Source organism: Yersinia hibernica, assembly GCF_004124235.1.
Lineage (GTDB): Bacteria > Pseudomonadota > Gammaproteobacteria > Enterobacterales > Enterobacteriaceae > Yersinia > Yersinia hibernica.
In genome coordinates this window covers 2,806,107-2,822,974 of the sequence record NZ_CP032487.1, presented here as the reverse complement: position 1 = coordinate 2,822,974, position 16,868 = coordinate 2,806,107, and the positions used below count along the sequence as shown (strand labels likewise).

Here is a 16,868-nt window from a genome sequence, read left to right as displayed (position 1 = left end):
TTATTTACCCCGGCTGTTTTTACTCTCACCAATCAGCTCAGCAATACCACCAATAGCGCCCATCAGGTTACTGGCTTCCAATGGCATCATGATGACTTTGCTGTTATTGGCCGAACCGATATGTTGTAATGCATCGGTATATTTTTGTGCCACGAAGTAGTTAATGGCTTGAATATCACCCGCAGCGATGGCCTCAGAAACCATTTTGGTTGCTTGAGCTTCCGCTTCTGCCGCACGTTCACGCGCTTCTGCTTGCAAGAAGGCTGACTGACGTTCACCTTCCGCTTTCAGAATTTGTGATTGTTTTTCACCCTCGGCGCGCAGGATAGCGGCTTGACGAACCCCTTCGGCTTCCAGAATATCTGCACGTTTGGTTCGTTCAGCTTTCATCTGGGCGTTCATCGCAGAGATCAGTTCAGTTGGTGGGCGCACATCACGGATTTCAATACGGGTGATTTTAATGCCCCACGGGTTGGTGGCTTCATCGACGATATGCAATAGGCGGCTATTGATGTTGTCGCGCTGAGACAACATTTCATCGAGTTCCATCGAGCCTAAAACAGTACGGAAGTTGGTCATGGTCAAGTTAACGATGGCCAATTCCAAATTGCTTACTTCATATGCTGCTTTCACGGGATCAATGACTTGGATAAAGCAGACGGCATCAATGGCGACGTTGGCGTTATCGCGGGAAATGATTTCTTGCGATGGGATATCTAGAACTTGTTCCATCATATTGATTTTACGACCAATACGATCCATAAATGGCACGACGATATTCAGGCCAGGCATCAGAGTTTTGGTATAGCGACCAAAACGCTCGACAGTCCATTGAAAACCTTGCGGGACGATTTTGATTGAGGAAAAGACCACAATCAGGGCGACAACGATAAGAACAGGGATAACCGTAAACATATTTAACTTCCTGTCAGCAATGAATATTGTTTCTTAATATTACGTGACCGCGCGCTAAATGCCTAATGAAAGGCAGGTAAATGCGTGTAAATGAGAAAAAGTGAGCAACAGGTAGCATAAAACAGCGCGGGATGCCCCCGCGCAGTAGCAAATAATGGCAATAGAATAACGGTGAATGACTGTTAAATATCCCTATCAGTACAGAAATGAATACAGTTGACGGCGATATTTGGCTGCCAGCGCATCGCCAGTGCCTAATGCGGCCAAAATATCCATTAATGTCTTTCGCGCGGTTCCATTCGCGGCACTCAGGTCTTTCTTCAAGTGACCCAGCAGTAACTCTAGTGCCTCTTCGTTGCGACCAACCTGATGCAGTTGCAGGGCTAATTGTACCGCCAGTTCGACATTATCCGGTTGTTCCGCCACTTGTTGCTGTAGCTGCTGGATCTCGGGGGTATCAGCGGCTTGTTTGAGCAACTCAATTTGTGCAATCAGCCCTTGATAACGGGTATCACGGTCTTGCAGTGGAATGGTGGCTAACACGCCCTCAGCATCTTCACTGCGATTGAGCAGGATTTGTGCCTCCGCCAGTTGCAGGGCGATGTCGCTGGTTTGTGGGTTATTGCTTTGTTGCATCAGTTGCCAGGCGTCTTTCAGTAATGGCAGCGCTTCTTGCACTTTGCCCTCACTGATTAATTGTGCAGCTTCCTGCGCTTTCAGCTCTTCAGGTTTCGGCAATACCCGTTGCAGTAACTCGCGGATAATCTCTTCTGGCTGTGGCCCTTGGAAGCCATCTACCGGCTGGCCGTCTTTAAAGAGATAAACCGCGGGAATGGAGCGCAGGCCAAACTGGGACGCTACCATCTGTTGTGCATCGCAATCAACGCGCGCCAAAATGAATTGGCCCGCATATTCAGCGGCCAGTCTATCCAGTACCGGGGTCAGTTGCAGGCAGTGCTGGCTGCGTTCAGACCAAAAGTAGAACAGCACTGGCACTGTCATGGATTGTTCTAAGGTCTGGTGTAGGTTAGCTTCAGTAATATCAATCGTAGTAGGTGCTAGCATGAATTTTTTCTCTCATCCGTTTTAGCAGTAAATGGGGGCAAATTATATTGCTTCAACCCTCATCGCTATTATCAGGCATTGCCCCGCAAGACTTTATCGAGCATCCGCCCAGGCAATATGCGGCGTAATATGGTGAGCGCATGGGCCACTAAGGTGACGGGATAACGTAATTGCGGGCGCGGGCTTTCCAGCGCATGGCGCAATTTCGGTAAAATAGCTTCAGGCGGTAAGGTGAAGCGCTTCGCAATCCCGGGGTTATTGACCGGTTTATCAACCTGCGCTTGATTCACATTTTGCGTAAAATGAGTGCTTATCGGGCCAGGCTCAATCAAACTGACATGAATTCCGCTGTCATGCAGTTCCATGCGCAATGCATCAGACCAAGCCTCCAGTGCATATTTACTGGCGGCATAAGCACCACGGCCAGCAGTTGAAACCAACCCCATCACCGAACTGGTTTGAATGATGCGCCCCTCACCGTGTGGCAGCATGGCCGGCAGCAAAAGTTGCGTCAGTTGGTGGGTACCAAACAGATTGGTGGAGAATTGTTTTTCCAGCTGTTGGCGCGAAATGGTCTGCAATGGCCCGTATAACCCAAAGCCGCCATTGTTAAACAAACCATACAAACGCCCTGCGGTTAACGCGATAACTTGCGCCGCCGCTCGTTCGACACTGGCGCTGTCATCCAAATCCAGTTCAATCCCCTCCAGGCCCCATTGCGCCATCTTGGCCACATCCTCGGGTTTACGGCAGGCCGCCAGCACGCGGTAACCGCGGTTTTTTAAGTCTTGCGCCGTAATCAGGCCAATACCGCTGGAACAACCGGTAATTAATACTGCTTTTTGCATAACTTTACCTAGTGAGTGATTCTATTTATCTAAACAAGTGGTTAACTAAGACTTATTGGTTACTAACGGCTGGAGTTGTTGCGCCATCCAATCGGCAATGAAAGGCTGGGCCTCGGCGTTAGGGTGTAAGCCATCATCCTGCATCCACTCGGGCTTTACAGCAACTTGTTCCATAAAGAATGGCACCAGTGGAATGTTGAATTGCTGTGCCAGCTGTGGATACATGGCGGTAAAAGCATCAGTATAGCGGCGACCATAATTGGGCGGAATACGGATTTGCATTAATAAAGGTTGCGCTTTTGCTTGTTTGATTAGAGTGATAATTTGCCTAAGATCCCGCTCAATATCTGCAGTGGGGAAACCGCGCAAGCCGTCATTAGCACCCAGTTCAATCAACACCCAGCGCGGCTGATGCTGTTGCAGCAGGGCGGGGAGGCGGGCTAAGCCCTGTGCCGCAGTATCACCACTGATACTGGCGTTAACCACCTTGGGTAATGCTGGGGTGGCTTGCCATGTTTTATCCAGCCGTGAGGGCCATGCTTGGGCAATTGGCAGGCGGTAACCGGCGCTTAAACTGTCGCCGAGAATCAAAAGTGTATCGGTTGCGGCGGCACGCAAACTGAATAATCCCAACAGCAATAGGAAGGGAAGATGCCAGCGGAAAACGTTCTTGAAGTTCATCATCTTAATAAACACGTCGGTCAGGGTGAGCAACAGCTCTCCATCCTTACCGGAGTTGAGCTGGTTGTCAAACCCGCTCAGACAATTGCGCTGATTGGTGAGTCCGGTTCAGGTAAATCAACCTTGTTGGGGATCCTGGCTGGCCTTGATGATGGCAGCAGTGGTGAGGTGAGCTTACTCGGCCAATCTTTGACCGCGATGGATGAAGAGGGGCGCGCGTTACTGCGGGCCAAAAATGTCGGTTTTGTGTTCCAATCATTTATGTTGGTGCCGACCCTCAATACGCTGGAAAATGTGCAACTCCCGGCATTGCTCCGCGGTGAAAATGATCGCGACAGTAAAATCCATGCCATTGAGTTATTAAAACAGGTCGGGTTGGAGAAGCGCCTGCAGCATCTGCCGGCCCAACTCTCCGGCGGCGAACAGCAGCGCGTGGCGCTGGCCCGCGCGTTTAGCGGTCGGCCCAAAATATTATTTGCCGATGAGCCCACCGGTAATCTTGACCGGCACACCGGCGACCGTATTGCTGATTTGTTATTCTCCCTTAACCGCGACTATGACACCACGCTGATTCTGGTGACCCATGATGTACAACTGGCTGGCCGGTGCCAGCGTCGGCTGCGGCTACAAGACGGTAAATTGTGGGAGGAAGCATGATTTGGCGCTGGTTTTGGCGTGAATGGCGCTCCCCCTCACTGCTGATTGTCTGGCTGGCATTAACCCTGGCGGTGGCGTGTGTCTTGGCGCTGGGCAGCATTAGTGACCGGATGGAGCAAGGACTTAGTCAGCAAAGTCGTGATTTTTTAGCCGGTGATCGGGTGCTAAGAACTTCCCATCCCGCCCCTGAGGGGTGGTTATTGGAAGCGCAGCAGCAGGGGCTGTCTGTCAGCCGCCAGCTGTCATTTATGACGATGACCTATGCCGGTGACCGCCCGCAACTGGCCGATGTGAAAGCCACGGACTTAGCTTATCCGCTGTATGGCAAGCTGGAAACCTTACCGGCCGAGGCCAAACTGGAACCGGGAACTGCGCTGGTGGCCCCGCGATTGCTGGCGCTGCTTGGGGTTAATGTCGGCGATAGCTTGGAAGTCGGTGATACTTCACTGAAAATCATTGGTGAAGTGCTTCAAGAGCCTGATTCCGGTTTTAACCCATTCCAGACTGCGCCGCGTGTTTTAATCAACCTGGCGGATGTCGAAAAAACCGGTGCAATCCAGCCGGGTAGCCGCTTGAGCTACCGCTATATGTTTGCAGGCTCGCCGGAAGCTATCACTCAATTTAGTGATTGGCTGGCCCCGCAATTGAAGCCAGACCAGCGCTGGTATGGCCTGCAAGAATCCGGCGGCGCGCTGGGGAAATCGCTACAACGTGCGCAGCAATTCTTGTTGCTATCGGCGTTATTGACCTTATTGCTATCAATTGCCGCGGTTGCCGTGGCGATGGGGCATTATTGCCGCAGCCGCTATGATTTAGTGGCGGTGCTGAAAACATTGGGGGCCGGGCGCAGTGCTTTACGGCGGTTGATCATCGGCCAATGGCTCTCTGTTTTGGTGCTGGCGGGCCTGTGTGGCAGCGTCATTGGGCTATTGTTCGAGAAAATCTTAATCCGCTTGTTGTCCCCGGTATTGCCGGCAGCTTTACCGGCTGCGGGTTTATGGCCATGGATATGGTCAATGGGATCGCTGATATTAATTTCGTTGCTGGTGGGAATTCGCCCCTATCGGCAATTGCTGGCGACGCAACCCCTGCGGGTATTGCGCCGTGATGTCAGCGCCAATGTTTGGCCGCTGCGCTATTTTATTCCGGTGATGATTATCATCGTCGTGGGGCTGCTGGCCTTACTGATGGGCGGGAATTCGCTGTTATGGGCGATCCTCGGCGGCATGCTGGTCTTGGCGTTGCTGTTAGGTGTGATTGGCTGGGGCGGATTATTGCTATTACGCCGCCTGACATTTACCCGCTTATCATTGCGCCTGGCTATCAACCGGTTATTGCGCCAACCATGGATGACATTGACTCAACTGGCGGCATTCTCATTGTCATTCATGCTGTTAGCCTTATTATTGGTATTGCGCGGAGATTTACTGGATCGCTGGCAACAACAGTTGCCCGCCGATAGCCCGAATTATTTCTTATTGAATATGACGCCGCAGCAGGTGCCGCAAGTCACGGAGTTCCTGACCCAACATCAGATAATCCCATCGACTTTTTATCCTATCGTCCGGGTTCGCTTGTCTGAAATTAATCAGCAACTGGCGACCGAGCGGATTGCCGAGGATGCCCCCGGTGGTGAAGCGGTTAATCGGGAGCTGAATCTGACCTGGCAGCAAGATTTGCCAGCTCATAACATTCTCACCGCAGGCCAATGGCCGCCCAAAGCAGATGAAGTGTCCATCGAGCAGGGAATTGCTGACCGGCTGGGGATTAAAGTCGGCGATAAACTGACATTCAGTGGCGATACTCAGTCATTTGGTGCCACCGTGAGCAGTGTTCGCCAGGTCGATTGGGAAAGTTTGCGCCCTAATTTTTACTTTATTTTCCCGCCGGGTGCGCTGGATGGCCAGCCACAAACCTGGCTGACCAGTTTCCGCTATCAGGGGGATGGCGCGGTTTTGACGCAATTAAACCGCCAGTTCCCAACCCTCAGTTTGCTGGATATCGGCGCGATGCTAAAACAGGTCGGGCAGGTATTACAGCAGGTTAGCCGGGCACTGGAAGTCATGGTGGTATTGGTGATTATCTGTGGCACGTTACTGTTATTGGCCCAGATACAGGTAGGTATGCGCCAGCGCCGGCAGGAGTTGGTGGTTTATCGCACTCTAGGAGCAAGTAAACGCTTACTGCGCGGCACATTGTGGTGGGAGTTTGCCCTCTTGGGGTTGGTGGCGGGGCTGGCTGCTGCCATGGGTGCAGAAGCCGCCCTTTGGGCATTACAGCGCTTAGTATTTGATTTCCCATGGCAGCTTAACTGGGTAATGTGGTGGCTGTTGCCACTGGCGGCCGCGCTGTTGTTGTCACTGTGCGGTGGCTGGCTAGGGGCCAGATTGCTGCGGGGGCGGGCTTTGTTCCGTCATTACACCGATTAGAGCGGTAACGCGGGCGGAATCAGCGGCCCGCGTATCAATTACAGCTTCTCTTGCGCCCAATGCAGGGCGTTTTGATATTCTGCGGGTAGCAACGGGGCTAATGCGGCCAATGCCGTGCTTAATGCTGCGCCATCGGGGTCATTTAAATTCAAATGGCCCACTTTGCGCCCCTCACGCACCTCTTTTTCGTACCAATGCAGGTGCACCAAGGGCAGGGACAGCCATGCGGTATTCAGCGGCGTACCAATCAGATTGACCATCACCGATGGAGTATTCACCACCGGTGTCGGCAGTGGTAAATCCAAAATAGCGCGCAAATGCAGCTCAAACTGGCTGATGGACGCCCCATTTTGGGTCCAGTGACCACTGTTATGCACCCGGGGGGCCAACTCATTGATAAGCAAATTGTCGCCGACGATAAAACACTCCATCGCCATCACACCAACATAATTCAGCTCATCCATAATGGCTGATAGCATTTTTTCAGCTTGCTGCTGTAATCGATTAGCGGGCAAGCGGCTATCTGGCTGAGGCCGCGCCACACTCATGCGCAGAATGCCATCTTCATGCAGATTATGAGTGAGTGGGTAAAACACTGATTTACCTTGATAACTGCGAGCGCCGACCAATGAAACTTCGCCGGAAAAGTTAATGCCCTGCTCGACAATACAGGCGCCATAAGCATCTGCTGGCAAACTCGCTTGTTCACCGGCGCGTAAACGCCACTGACCACGGCCGTCATACCCCCCCACTCGGCGTTTCACAATCGCCCATTCACCTAGTGTGGTGAAAATTTGCGGCCATTCACTGGCGCTGGCCAGTAATTGCCAGGGCGCGGTGGCCAAATTCAGGCTATCGAGTAACTGTTTTTGAGTCAGGCGGTCAGCCAGACGCGGGAAAATATCGCGGTTAACGAACGCGGTATGGGTGGCGAGCTCGCGCGTTAAGGCGGTTTCTGGCCAGCGCTCAATCTCGGCGGTAATCACGCTGTGCTGATAGGGCACGGCTTCAGGTTCGGCATCTAACCCTACCGGATAAACAGCAATACCCAACGGCTCACCGGCCTGGCGCAGCATGCGGCCCAACTGACCGTTGCCTAATACGCAAACTGGCTTCATGCTTCATCCCTCGGATCAGGATTATCCAGCACTTCATCCGTTTGATTTTTACGCCAATCCGCTAGACGTGCGGCCAATTCAGTATCATGCAGCGCCAGTATTTGGGCGGCCAGTAAGGCGGCATTTGCCGCACCGGCTTTACCGATTGCCAGTGTTCCCACCGGGATTCCGCGCGGCATCTGCACGATGGAATACAGGCTGTCGACACCACTTAAGGCCGCACTTTGCACCGGTACACCCAAGACCGGCACCAGCGTTTTGGCCGCCAGCATGCCCGGCAGGTGAGCAGCACCGCCCGCGCCGGCAATAATGACCTGCAAGCCATTGGTATCGGCTTGCTCGGCAAAACTGAACAGTTTGTCCGGGGTGCGGTGAGCAGAAACGACTTCGACATGGAACGGAACATTGAGCGTGGTGAGCACGTCGGCGGCGAATTGCATGGTGGCCCAGTCACTCTTGGACCCCATTACGATAGCGATTTTAACCCCGGCTGCATAAGCCGAATCGAGGTTGGCTCCCATGGGTGTAAAGCTCCTGTGATTGCGCAAGCGTCGGCCAGAACAACTTTATATGAATTGTCACTGGCGAAGAGGGCGTAGAGCATATCATGAGCTAAAGGCGAGGAAAACGGTTGCGTCGCGGCTTTTGGTGGGTTTTATTGGTTTTTTTGTATGAAGATAATGAAAAAGAGTGGGGTAATTATTGGCTGCAAGTTGATTCAAACGGGAATTTAATCAGCTCGACATGCTCTTGAGTGACTTTGACCATTGAACCCTCGACATGCCAAGCGCCTAAAACAACCCGGTGCGCTGTTGCTTCGGCTAATTTTACATTATGCACCGCAGGGCGATGGGTATGCCCGTGAATCATCCAATTAACATGATTGCGCTCGAAAGTATCAATCACAGCTTGCGGATTGACATCCATAATCAGCTGCGATTTACCGCTATTATTTTGCTGGCTTTGATTGCGCATATAAGCGGCAATGCGCAAGCGAAAGCGCAGCGGTAGCCACAGAAATAATTTTTGGATAATTGGGTTGTGTACCCGGCGGCGAAAATGCTGATAGTCAGCATCATCAGTACATAGGGTATCGCCATGTAAAATAACTATTTTACGGCCATATAACTCGACTACTTTCTCTTCCGGCAGCAAGGTCATGCCGCTTTCAATTGCAAAGCGTTTACCGAGCAGAAAGTCGCGGTTGCCGTGAATGAAATAGCAGGGCACACCCTGTTGTTGCAGGGATTTTAATGCCGCAGCGACTTGCCGATACAGTGGCTCGGGGTCATCATCGCCAATCCAGGACTCGAATAAATCGCCCAGGATATATAACGCATCAGCATGAATAGCATCACGTTGGATAAAATGCAGGAAACCGGCAGTGATTGCCGGTTCCTGAATGCTAAGATGCAAATCAGCAATAAAAAGTGTGCTCATCAAGCTGTCATTACTCGCTGACAGTCACGCTTTTAATGATGACATCCTCTTTAGGTACATCTTGATGCATGCCGCTACGACCGGTAGAAACGTTTTTGATTTTATCAACCACGTCCAAGCCTTCGGTGACTTCAGCAAATACACAGTAACCCCAACCATCTGGGCGTTCTGAGCGGAAGTTCAGGAAGTCGTTGTCAGCAACGTTAATAAAGAACTGAGCAGTGGCAGAGTGTGGATCATTAGTACGCGCCATTGCCAAGGTGCCACGGGTGTTTTTCAGGCCGTTGTTGGCTTCGTTTTTAATCGGGGCGTCAGTTGTTTTTTGGTTCATGCCCGGTTCAAAACCGCCACCTTGGATCATGAAACCATCGATAACACGGTGGAAGATAGTGTTATCATAGAAACCTTTACGGCAGTAGTTCAGGAAGTTTTCAACGGTAACTGGCGCTTTATCCGCGAAGGTCTTGATGACGATATCGCCGTGATTAGTATGAAAAGTGACCATAATAATATTCCTGCTAGTGTAATAAGTGTATTCACAAATGAGTCGTAACTCTTTAGACGGCTCTTATATCATATCTGCGAGATTGAGTCAGCACTCGAAACGCCGCCTTTATAGGCGAAAAAGTGCAGTATCGGGGCTGATTTACCGCATCATCTGATGATATCCTATTTAACCATGCGTACTGCAAAAACAAAAAACCACGGAATGTCCCGATGCTAAAGATTTTTAATACACTGAGTCGCCAAAAAGAGGAATTCAAGCCTATTCATGCCGGTAAAATAGGTATGTATGTATGCGGGATCACTATTTATGACCTGTGTCACATTGGGCATGGGCGTACTTTTGTCGCTTTCGACGTCGTTGCGCGTTATTTGCGCTATTTAGGTTACTCACTGACGTATGTCCGTAACGTCACTGATGTTGATGATAAAATCATCAAACGCGCAATTGAAAACAATGAAACTTGTGAGCAGTTGACCACGCGGATGTTGGCTGAAATGCACAAAGATTTTGATGCACTGAATTTGGAACGTCCAGATTTAGAGCCGCGCGCCACCCATCACATCCCGGAAATTATTGAACTAACAGAAAGACTTATCGCCCGCAACCATGCTTATGTGGCCTCTAATGGCGATGTTATGTTCTCCGTTGAAAGTGACCCGGATTACGGCCTGTTGTCGCGGCAGGATTTGGATCAGTTGCAGGCGGGAGCTCGCGTTGAAGTCGCTGATGTTAAACGCAATCCAATGGATTTTGTGTTGTGGAAAATGTCCAAGCCCGGTGAACCTAGCTGGGAATCACCTTGGGGGCCAGGCCGCCCAGGCTGGCATATTGAATGTTCCGCAATGAATAGTAAGCAGTTAGGAGCGCATTTTGATATTCACGGCGGTGGCTCTGATTTGATGTTCCCCCACCATGAAAATGAAATCGCGCAGTCAACCTGCGCCCATGATGGCCCCTATGTAAATTACTGGATGCACTCTGGTATGGTGATGATTGACAAAGAAAAAATGTCGAAATCACTGAATAACTTCTTCACTATTCGCGATGTATTGGCATATTACGATGCTGAAACTGTGCGCTATTTCTTGATGTCCGGCCACTATCGCAGCCAGTTGAACTACAGCGAAGAAAACCTCAAGCAAGCGCGTGCTTCATTAGAACGTTTATACACGGCATTACGCGGCACGGATGCGAATGCAACCCCTGCAGGTGGTGCGGAGTTTGAAACGCGTTTCCGGGCGGCAATGGATGATGATTTCAATACCCCCGAAGCCTATTCTGTGCTGTTTGATATCGCCCGTGAAGTGAACCGCTTAAAAACTGAAGATATCGCTGCGGCGAATGGTTTGGCGGCAGAGTTGCGGCGATTGGCTCATGTGCTGGGCTTATTGGAGCAGAGCCCGGAGCTGTTTTTACAAAGTGGTGCGCACACTGACGATGACGAAGTGGCAAAAATTGAAGCTCTGATTAAACAGCGCAATGATGCCCGTAGCAGTAAAGATTGGGCGCTGGCAGATTCGGCTCGTGATCAATTGAATGAGCTGGGTATTGTGCTGGAGGATGGCCCGCAAGGGACGACATGGCGCCGTAAATAAGCATTGTTGCCCCCGCTGGACACGCACATCTGGCGGATAGAATCGAAAAAAATTGCGGTGCTGGCATTGACCAGTGACCGCAATTTTTTTGCCCATACTTTATGCTGCCAGCTGGGGAGATAGACTTCAGGCTTTAACCTGCACCTTCATACCTTGAAACTCAACAACTTGGTCAGCCAGGATTTTGCAGCGCTTACGTGTTTCTACATTCCCGTCGACTTTTACCTGCCCATCAGCGATGGCGGCTTTTGCTGAGGCACCGCTGTCATTCCAGCCCTGCAACTTTAATAAGTCACACAACTCGACGTGCGGGTGTTTTTCTAAATGAAAAATGTCCATTACTGTCCTTTCACTCTATTTTCGTTGATATCGTGATATTCCTCGCAGGCTTGCAAGGTATTTTGTATCAATGTCGCAACGGTCATCGGCCCAACGCCACCGGGAACCGGCGTAATCCAACCCGCACGCTGGGCGGCGGCATCAAATTCTACATCACCGACTACTTTACCACTTTCCAGGCGGTTAATGCCCACATCAATCACGATAGCGCCTGGCTTAATCCATTCACCGGGAATAAAGCCGGGTTTGCCTACGGCAACGACCAGTAAATCCGCATTTTCGACATGCTGGCGCAGATTTTTAGTAAAACGATGGGTGACGGTAGTGGTACAACCGGCCAATAACAGCTCAAGGCTCATCGGCCGACCCACAATATTCGATGCCCCCACCACGACAGCATTTAGGCCGTAAGTTGGGATTTCATAGCGCTCCAGCAGTGTAACGATGCCGCGTGGCGTGCAAGGGCGCAGTTTAGGGGCGCGCTGGCACAGGCGGCCAACGTTGTATGGGTGGAAGCCATCGACGTCTTTATCCGGATGGATGCGCTCCAGAACTTTGACATTGTCAATTCCGGCAGGCAGTGGCAATTGCACCAGAATTCCATCTATTTCACTATCGTTATTCAGTGAATCAATCAATGCTAATAACTCTGCTTCAGTGGTCGCCATCGGCAAGTCATAAGAGCGGGAAACGAAACCCACTTCTTCGCATGCCTTACGTTTACTGGCGACATAAATTTGTGAAGCTGGATTTTCACCGACCAACACAACAGCAAGGCCGGGGGCGCGTTTACCCGCGGCTAAACGTTTCTGTACCAACGCAGCAACTTCGTTTCGTACCTGCTGCGCAATCGTTTTACCATCTATAATTTTCGCTGACATCAGTGGAAGGGTCCATCAATTAAAAAAGCGGGAATCTAGCTATTTTGTCAGAAGCGGGGCGTGCTGTCAGGCGTATAATAACGATTAATTAACGATTAAATAGCCAGTTGATAAATCGTAAGGCGAAAACCCATTGACTCAAAAGCGACTGCCCGTATAATCCAACCCGCAACTGACTACCGGCAGCGTTCTATGCTGCGGTAAATATCAAATGCGCCCTTAGCTCAGTTGGATAGAGCAACGGCCTTCTAAGCCGTAGGTCACAGGTTCGAGCCCTGTAGGGCGTACCATTAAGAATCAATGACTTATACAGCTTTCAGTAATTCCAAATTATCCGTATGGGACGAATTTGGGACATAACCATCAAAAATGCTATCAATTTGCCTGGCGTGGGCGCTCAAATGACGCGGTGCAAGGTGTGCGTACCTCTGTACCATTTCAATTGATTCCCAGCCTCCCATTTCCTGCAAAACTGTTAGCGGAACACCTGCCTGAACAAGCCAACTTGCCCACGTATGCCTCAGGTCATGAAAGCGGAAACTTTCTATTCCTGCTCGTTTCAGAGCCAGCCTCCAGGCCGTGTTACCATCAACGCGCATCTTCCTTATTGCTGCTGACTTTGTTCCATCTGGAAGCGTGCTTGCTTTCCGGTGTACGAACACCCATTTTTTGTGATAACCAATCTGATCTCGAAGTACCCGGCAAGCGGTGTCGTTGAGAGCGACCCCAATTGCCTGACCAGATTTGCTTTCCTCCGGGTGTATCCAGGCAACCTTGCGTTGCAGGTCTATATCTTGCCATTGCAGGTCAACGATATTAGATCTGCGCAGCCCGGTGGACAGGGCAAATATCACGATAGACTTTAATGGCTCTGAGCATTCATTTATCAGGCGAACTGCCTCATGCGGTTCAAGCCATCTAACCCGCCTTCCTCTTTCCTGCGGCACCTTGATTACCGGCCCCCTCTCAATCCATTTCCATTCACGCTCAGCAGCTCGCATAATTGCCTTCATTAATGCCAAATGTTTTGCCTTTGTTGAGATGCTCACTGGTACATCAACATATGGATCCGGCACCTCACCGCGCTTCCTCAGCGAACCAGCTTTCGACTCCCAGTTATCCCTATGCTTTCTGTTCGTCATTTTGCTTATTGCTGCGTATATCTTTGCCTCAGTAATATTCTTCAATAACATTCCTCGAAAGTGGATAAGCCAGAATCCCATCCGGCCCTTATCCGCATCGAGTGACTTCTTGTGTGCTTTTTCTTCAAGCCAACGCAGGCAGGCATCGTCAAATGTCACGTCTGGGAAATCACCCAGGCGTTCTATTCTCCATTGCTCTGCCTTTAGTCTGTCGTGCAACTCCTGTGCTTGCCGCTTGTCCTCAGTCCCAAGAGACTGTTTAACGCGTTTTCCGTCCGGTGCCGTGAAGTCGGCATACCAAACGGAACCCCTGCGGAAGATTGACATGGTATCTCCTTAGTCGCCCCGCCGCCGATCACGGACACAGTGTGTACCGGATCGCTTAATGCAGCAATACAGGCCTTTCTGGTTAATAGGTAGGGTGATTGCTTTTTATCTGGGTCTTTGCGAGTGGCAGCCAGGCGGCCTGATGAAATCCATTTCTTTGCTGTTGAGCGTGACACGCCGAGAAATTCGCAAGCCTCATCGAATGTGAGACTGTATTTATCCATTTTGGCCTCTTATCTCTTTATCAATCTGACGGACGAAATAACTTAACCAGCGTTTAGCCGGAAAAGTGTTAGGGGGTAGAGTGGTGATTTTTTTTGCGTGGCGGTCGAGGATTTCTGTGATGATTTTGTCGTGTTCTTAAAGTGGCTTGCCGTCCGTGGCTTCAATTATTTCTGTCCTACAACCTCGAGCTACTGACCTGATAGCATTTTCAATGGTTGTTTCCATTCCGGTGCCACCTCTTTAGTGGGTACAAGTCGCCGCTCTGCCAAAATATCGACACACTCATCAAAGTCAGATGTGTAAGCATCGAGCAACTGCTCTTTGTCCTGATATTTCTGCATGCCATCCCACCATAGTTTCTGCCCGGTACCGCGCTGGACGCATAGTCGCTTGGCCCAATGTGGTGCACCGTCGAAATCACGTGGCGCACCTGATAACATTTTCCATTGCATCATCCGAACATCCCCCTCACCATCTCATTCTCAATCGTGTAAATAGTCGCTAGTACCGCCCATGCGATAATGACGATAAAGAACCACGCTACATCTGGTATTTTTGGTATTTTCATGCTGCTTTACTCCCGATAATAACATTAGGACTCAGCCACAGGCACTCAAGGCGCTTAACCGAACCTTTACGGCCGGCAGCCGATGATTGTTTTTCCTGCTTCTGCCAGCCGGAGAGGATGTCGTTATACATATCCGTGTTGTAGCCACTGAGAACGACCATCCCCTCAAGCTTATTTACGGTATCTAGCAGGTTTAAATGGGCGTCATTGTCCATTTCATGGCGGTAATATTTGGATGAGATAACACGGGTATCGTGAACGTATGGTGGGTCTACAAAGTGAAGAGTTGAATCAGTGTCATGGTCTAGCATGCATTGAACAGCGTCGCGGTTTTCTACCAACACACCTTCGAATCTCTGGCCAACTGCCGCTAAATTATCAGGCATCCTTGCCCACAAGTGCTGTGCGGTTGCCGACCCCCGCTTAGTATCCAGCCGAAAACCGGTTGTTCCTTTTGTTGCACCGGCAGAGCCAAATCCCATTGTTGCCCGGATAATCAATCGACGGGCCTTTTCGACCATTGTTTCGGTTTCAGCGTATGCGCCTGTAAATTCGATGCGAGAGTATGGCGTCAAAATTAACGATTCAATGAGGCATTCCCTCAACATCATATCGCGCAGAACGAAAAAGAGATTAACCACGTCGCCATCCAAATCGTTATAGATTTCCGCGTAGCTTCTTTCTTTCCTGAGCAATACTGACGCAGCACCGCCAAAAGGTTCTACATAATGTGTATGGGCCGGAAAGTGGCTGATAATCCACGGAGCTAATCGGTATTTCCCGCCGTGGTAACGAATTGCCGGGTGCTTAATCTCACTCATGCCACCTCCATATATGACTCTATAAAGACTTTTGCCGCTTCAGCATTGATAGCGTTTCCGTAGGCGCGCAATCGTCCCACACGGTTGGTAATCCCATCAGCCAGCGGGAATGTGCCGGGTTCAACTGGCCGCCACTTTCCATCTCTGCACAGGAGCCAATCAGCATCTCGCCAGAAGCCGTTAACCGGGCCGGCTGATGGGGTGCTAGATGCTCCCGATAACCCACTGAATTCACTACCACGGTAGTTAAGATTTCCTGCGTCCCCTTCTTCCCGTTGTTGCGATTCTGATACCCCAGCCTTGCTTCGTGTGCCATCGGTGTTGGCCAGTAAGCCAGAAATATCATGTCTTCCAGTCTGCCCCGATTGTTCTCCGCTCGCTCGATACTCCCTGTTGTGTGTCCAGAGTGGCAACTTCGGGGGGTGGCCCAATGCGCCAATCTCGCCACTCCACCTAATGTCGATCCCCTTCGTGGATGATTCTGCGCTGCTGCTTCTCCGCGCACCTGATTGTTGTCTATTGTGGTGGCTGTCGGCCAACCAGAAATTTCTATCCCTGATGTGCGGGGCACCGACGCCCGCAGACGGGAACGGCGTACTTGCGAAGGCGTAATCCATTCCTTCCATGTCAGCTTGAACAAGGTCGATCCAAGCATCGACAGCTTTGCTAGCAACTTGCTCTCCAAATACAATTGAAGGGCGCTGCTGATCGATGAGCCAGGCAAAAGATGGTCATAGGTGCCGCTCGTCATCAAACCCATCTCCTTTGCCTGCCGCGCTGAAAGGTTGGCATGGGCAACTTCCTGTCCAGACGGGCTTATCATCGGGCCATCCTGCTTGTCGCAATGCGTATGACCAAACTCCAACGCCGGCGAAGAAGTGACACTGTGTGAATTCTCGTAAATCATCGGGTCTGACATCTTCAATGCTCCGCTCGTCAACATAGCCCGGCGCGATGTGACCGGCTTTAATAAGGTTTCTCAGCCATTGGGCTGCATAGGGGTCAATCTCGTTGTAGTATGCTGTCACGCTGCCATCCCCTTTCTACGCTCGTCAATCTCATAATCATCCCGACACCCGGCATCACAGAACAAGCCGCGCTCTATGGGCTGGCTACACTCTGAGAAGTGGCAGCGGCCCGTAAACGTCATTGTCGGCTTGCGATTAGCGATACCGATATCAATGTTGAGTTGCTCAAGTTTTTGGGCCTGGTCGATTTCGTCGCACATCACGCTGCCTCCGCTAATTTAGTTGGAATGCGCCAGCACTTAATCGAATAATTACCGTTAGGCTTTTCAGTGCATTCAGCA

18 protein-coding genes, 1 tRNA gene and 1 pseudogene are annotated in these 16,868 nt (G+C 50.8%); 4 read left to right on the top strand and 16 right to left on the bottom strand.

Annotated features, from left to right (window positions below; genetic code table 11):
* The 4 genes from D5F51_RS13405 to tesA form a co-directional block, all read right to left on the bottom strand.
* Positions 1-915, bottom strand: a complete 915-nt coding sequence (locus tag D5F51_RS13405) for an SPFH domain-containing protein (RefSeq protein WP_005158246.1) — start codon at positions 913-915, stop codon at positions 1-3.
* 195 nt (positions 916-1,110) lie between these two features.
* Positions 1,111-1,980 (bottom strand): co-chaperone YbbN, encoded by an 870-nt coding sequence (locus tag D5F51_RS13400; RefSeq protein ID WP_129197276.1) that lies wholly within the window; start codon positions 1,978-1,980, stop codon positions 1,111-1,113.
* A gap of 71 nt (positions 1,981-2,051) precedes the next feature.
* On the bottom strand, positions 2,052-2,828 hold the full coding sequence (locus D5F51_RS13395) for an SDR family oxidoreductase (protein ID WP_129197274.1): 777 nt from the start codon (positions 2,826-2,828) through the stop codon (positions 2,052-2,054).
* Positions 2,829-2,873: 45 nt separating this feature from the next.
* Positions 2,874-3,509, bottom strand: a complete 636-nt coding sequence (tesA, locus tag D5F51_RS13390) for a multifunctional acyl-CoA thioesterase I/protease I/lysophospholipase L1 (RefSeq protein WP_025377476.1) — start codon at positions 3,507-3,509, stop codon at positions 2,874-2,876.
* Between tesA and ybbA the strand changes: the two genes are divergently transcribed.
* Entirely contained in the window at positions 3,480-4,166 is a 687-nt protein-coding gene (gene ybbA / locus D5F51_RS13385; RefSeq protein ID WP_025377477.1) for a putative ABC transporter ATP-binding protein YbbA, read from the top strand. The two genes, tesA and ybbA, sit on opposite strands and share 30 nt — an antisense overlap.
* The gene (gene ybbP, locus D5F51_RS13380; protein ID WP_129197272.1) at positions 4,163-6,595 is read left to right on the top strand and encodes a putative ABC transporter permease subunit YbbP; all 2,433 of its coding nucleotides are present in this window, start codon (positions 4,163-4,165) and stop codon (positions 6,593-6,595) included. The genes ybbA and ybbP overlap by 4 nt, the downstream gene beginning before the upstream one ends.
* Positions 6,596-6,633: 38 nt before the next feature.
* Here the strand turns inward: ybbP and purK are convergent, their stop codons facing one another.
* From purK to ppiB, 4 genes are all read right to left on the bottom strand, one after another.
* Positions 6,634-7,713, bottom strand: coding sequence for a 5-(carboxyamino)imidazole ribonucleotide synthase (gene purK / locus D5F51_RS13375; protein ID WP_129197270.1), 1,080 nt, complete (start codon positions 7,711-7,713; stop codon positions 6,634-6,636).
* Positions 7,710-8,234 carry a 5-(carboxyamino)imidazole ribonucleotide mutase gene (gene purE / locus D5F51_RS13370; RefSeq protein ID WP_129197268.1) on the bottom strand — a complete coding sequence of 175 codons (525 nt, stop codon included), beginning with the start codon at positions 8,232-8,234 and terminating at the stop codon, positions 7,710-7,712. The genes purK and purE overlap by 4 nt, the downstream gene beginning before the upstream one ends.
* 178 nt (positions 8,235-8,412) lie before the next feature.
* A complete protein-coding gene (locus D5F51_RS13365; protein ID WP_025377480.1) occupies positions 8,413-9,153 on the bottom strand; it encodes a UDP-2,3-diacylglucosamine diphosphatase in 741 nt (246 codons plus the stop codon).
* A 10-nt stretch (positions 9,154-9,163) separates the two neighbouring features.
* The gene (gene ppiB / locus D5F51_RS13360) at positions 9,164-9,658 is read right to left on the bottom strand and encodes a peptidylprolyl isomerase B (protein WP_025377481.1); all 495 of its coding nucleotides are present in this window, start codon (positions 9,656-9,658) and stop codon (positions 9,164-9,166) included.
* A gap of 212 nt (positions 9,659-9,870) precedes the next feature.
* Between ppiB and cysS the strand changes: the two genes are divergently transcribed.
* A complete protein-coding gene (cysS, locus tag D5F51_RS13355; protein ID WP_129197266.1) occupies positions 9,871-11,256 on the top strand; it encodes a cysteine--tRNA ligase in 1,386 nt (461 codons plus the stop codon).
* Positions 11,257-11,382: 126 nt separating this feature from the next.
* Here cysS and ybcJ read toward each other — a convergent pair whose 3' ends face one another.
* Positions 11,383-11,595 carry a ribosome-associated protein YbcJ gene (ybcJ, locus tag D5F51_RS13350; protein ID WP_005182436.1) on the bottom strand — a complete coding sequence of 71 codons (213 nt, stop codon included), beginning with the start codon at positions 11,593-11,595 and terminating at the stop codon, positions 11,383-11,385.
* The gene (folD, locus tag D5F51_RS13345; RefSeq protein WP_025377483.1) at positions 11,595-12,476 is read right to left on the bottom strand and encodes a bifunctional methylenetetrahydrofolate dehydrogenase/methenyltetrahydrofolate cyclohydrolase FolD; all 882 of its coding nucleotides are present in this window, start codon (positions 12,474-12,476) and stop codon (positions 11,595-11,597) included. Before folD ends, ybcJ begins: the two co-directional genes overlap by 1 nt.
* Positions 12,477-12,689: 213 nt before the next feature.
* Here folD and D5F51_RS13340 point away from each other — a divergent pair.
* A tRNA-Arg gene (locus D5F51_RS13340) sits at positions 12,690-12,766 on the top strand.
* Positions 12,767-12,781: 15 nt separating this feature from the next.
* Here D5F51_RS13340 and D5F51_RS22780 read toward each other — a convergent pair.
* The 6 genes and pseudogenes from D5F51_RS22780 to D5F51_RS13305 form a co-directional block, all read right to left on the bottom strand.
* Positions 12,782-13,939, bottom strand: a complete 1,158-nt coding sequence (locus tag D5F51_RS22780; RefSeq protein ID WP_245994953.1) for a tyrosine-type recombinase/integrase — start codon at positions 13,937-13,939, stop codon at positions 12,782-12,784.
* The gene (locus D5F51_RS13330) at positions 13,822-14,169 is read right to left on the bottom strand and encodes a helix-turn-helix domain-containing protein (protein WP_129197262.1); all 348 of its coding nucleotides are present in this window, start codon (positions 14,167-14,169) and stop codon (positions 13,822-13,824) included. The genes D5F51_RS22780 and D5F51_RS13330 overlap by 118 nt, the downstream gene beginning before the upstream one ends.
* A 189-nt stretch (positions 14,170-14,358) precedes the next feature.
* The gene (locus D5F51_RS13320; protein ID WP_129197260.1) at positions 14,359-14,625 is read right to left on the bottom strand and encodes a hypothetical protein; all 267 of its coding nucleotides are present in this window, start codon (positions 14,623-14,625) and stop codon (positions 14,359-14,361) included.
* A gap of 109 nt (positions 14,626-14,734) precedes the next feature.
* Positions 14,735-15,559: a DNA adenine methylase gene (locus D5F51_RS13315; RefSeq protein WP_129197258.1), complete on the bottom strand. Its 825-nt coding sequence runs from the start codon at positions 15,557-15,559 to the stop codon at positions 14,735-14,737.
* Positions 15,556-16,587: pseudogene (locus D5F51_RS13310) on the bottom strand (DNA cytosine methyltransferase). The gene D5F51_RS13315 and the pseudogene D5F51_RS13310 overlap by 4 nt, the downstream one beginning before the upstream one ends.
* Positions 16,584-16,787, bottom strand: a complete 204-nt coding sequence (locus D5F51_RS13305) for a hypothetical protein (protein WP_129197256.1) — start codon at positions 16,785-16,787, stop codon at positions 16,584-16,586. Before D5F51_RS13305 ends, D5F51_RS13310 begins: the two are co-directional and overlap by 4 nt.
* Positions 16,788-16,868: the final 81 nt, after the last annotated feature.

What these genes read in the sequence shown, in the direction of transcription:
- D5F51_RS13405 (WP_005158246.1), bottom strand. Translation starts at nt 915, where the DNA reads ATGTTTACGGTTATCCCTGTTCTTATCGTTGTCGCCCTGATTGTGGTC.
- D5F51_RS13400 (WP_129197276.1), bottom strand. Translation starts at nt 1,980, where the DNA reads ATGCTAGCACCTACTACGATTGATATTACTGAAGCTAACCTACACCAG.
- D5F51_RS13395 (WP_129197274.1), bottom strand. Translation starts at nt 2,828, where the DNA reads ATGCAAAAAGCAGTATTAATTACCGGTTGTTCCAGCGGTATTGGCCTG.
- ybbA (WP_025377477.1), top strand. Translation starts at nt 3,480, where the DNA reads ATGCCAGCGGAAAACGTTCTTGAAGTTCATCATCTTAATAAACACGTC.
- tesA (WP_025377476.1), bottom strand. Translation starts at nt 3,509, where the DNA reads ATGAACTTCAAGAACGTTTTCCGCTGGCATCTTCCCTTCCTATTGCTG.
- ybbP (WP_129197272.1), top strand. Translation starts at nt 4,163, where the DNA reads ATGATTTGGCGCTGGTTTTGGCGTGAATGGCGCTCCCCCTCACTGCTG.
- purK (WP_129197270.1), bottom strand. Translation starts at nt 7,713, where the DNA reads ATGAAGCCAGTTTGCGTATTAGGCAACGGTCAGTTGGGCCGCATGCTG.
- purE (WP_129197268.1), bottom strand. Translation starts at nt 8,234, where the DNA reads ATGGGAGCCAACCTCGATTCGGCTTATGCAGCCGGGGTTAAAATCGCT.
- D5F51_RS13365 (WP_025377480.1), bottom strand. Translation starts at nt 9,153, where the DNA reads ATGAGCACACTTTTTATTGCTGATTTGCATCTTAGCATTCAGGAACCG.
- ppiB (WP_025377481.1), bottom strand. Translation starts at nt 9,658, where the DNA reads ATGGTCACTTTTCATACTAATCACGGCGATATCGTCATCAAGACCTTC.
- cysS (WP_129197266.1), top strand. Translation starts at nt 9,871, where the DNA reads ATGCTAAAGATTTTTAATACACTGAGTCGCCAAAAAGAGGAATTCAAG.
- ybcJ (WP_005182436.1), bottom strand. Translation starts at nt 11,595, where the DNA reads ATGGACATTTTTCATTTAGAAAAACACCCGCACGTCGAGTTGTGTGAC.
- folD (WP_025377483.1), bottom strand. Translation starts at nt 12,476, where the DNA reads ATGTCAGCGAAAATTATAGATGGTAAAACGATTGCGCAGCAGGTACGA.
- D5F51_RS13330 (WP_129197262.1), bottom strand. Translation starts at nt 14,169, where the DNA reads ATGGATAAATACAGTCTCACATTCGATGAGGCTTGCGAATTTCTCGGC.
- D5F51_RS13320 (WP_129197260.1), bottom strand. Translation starts at nt 14,625, where the DNA reads ATGATGCAATGGAAAATGTTATCAGGTGCGCCACGTGATTTCGACGGT.
- D5F51_RS13315 (WP_129197258.1), bottom strand. Translation starts at nt 15,559, where the DNA reads ATGAGTGAGATTAAGCACCCGGCAATTCGTTACCACGGCGGGAAATAC.
- D5F51_RS13305 (WP_129197256.1), bottom strand. Translation starts at nt 16,787, where the DNA reads ATGTGCGACGAAATCGACCAGGCCCAAAAACTTGAGCAACTCAACATT.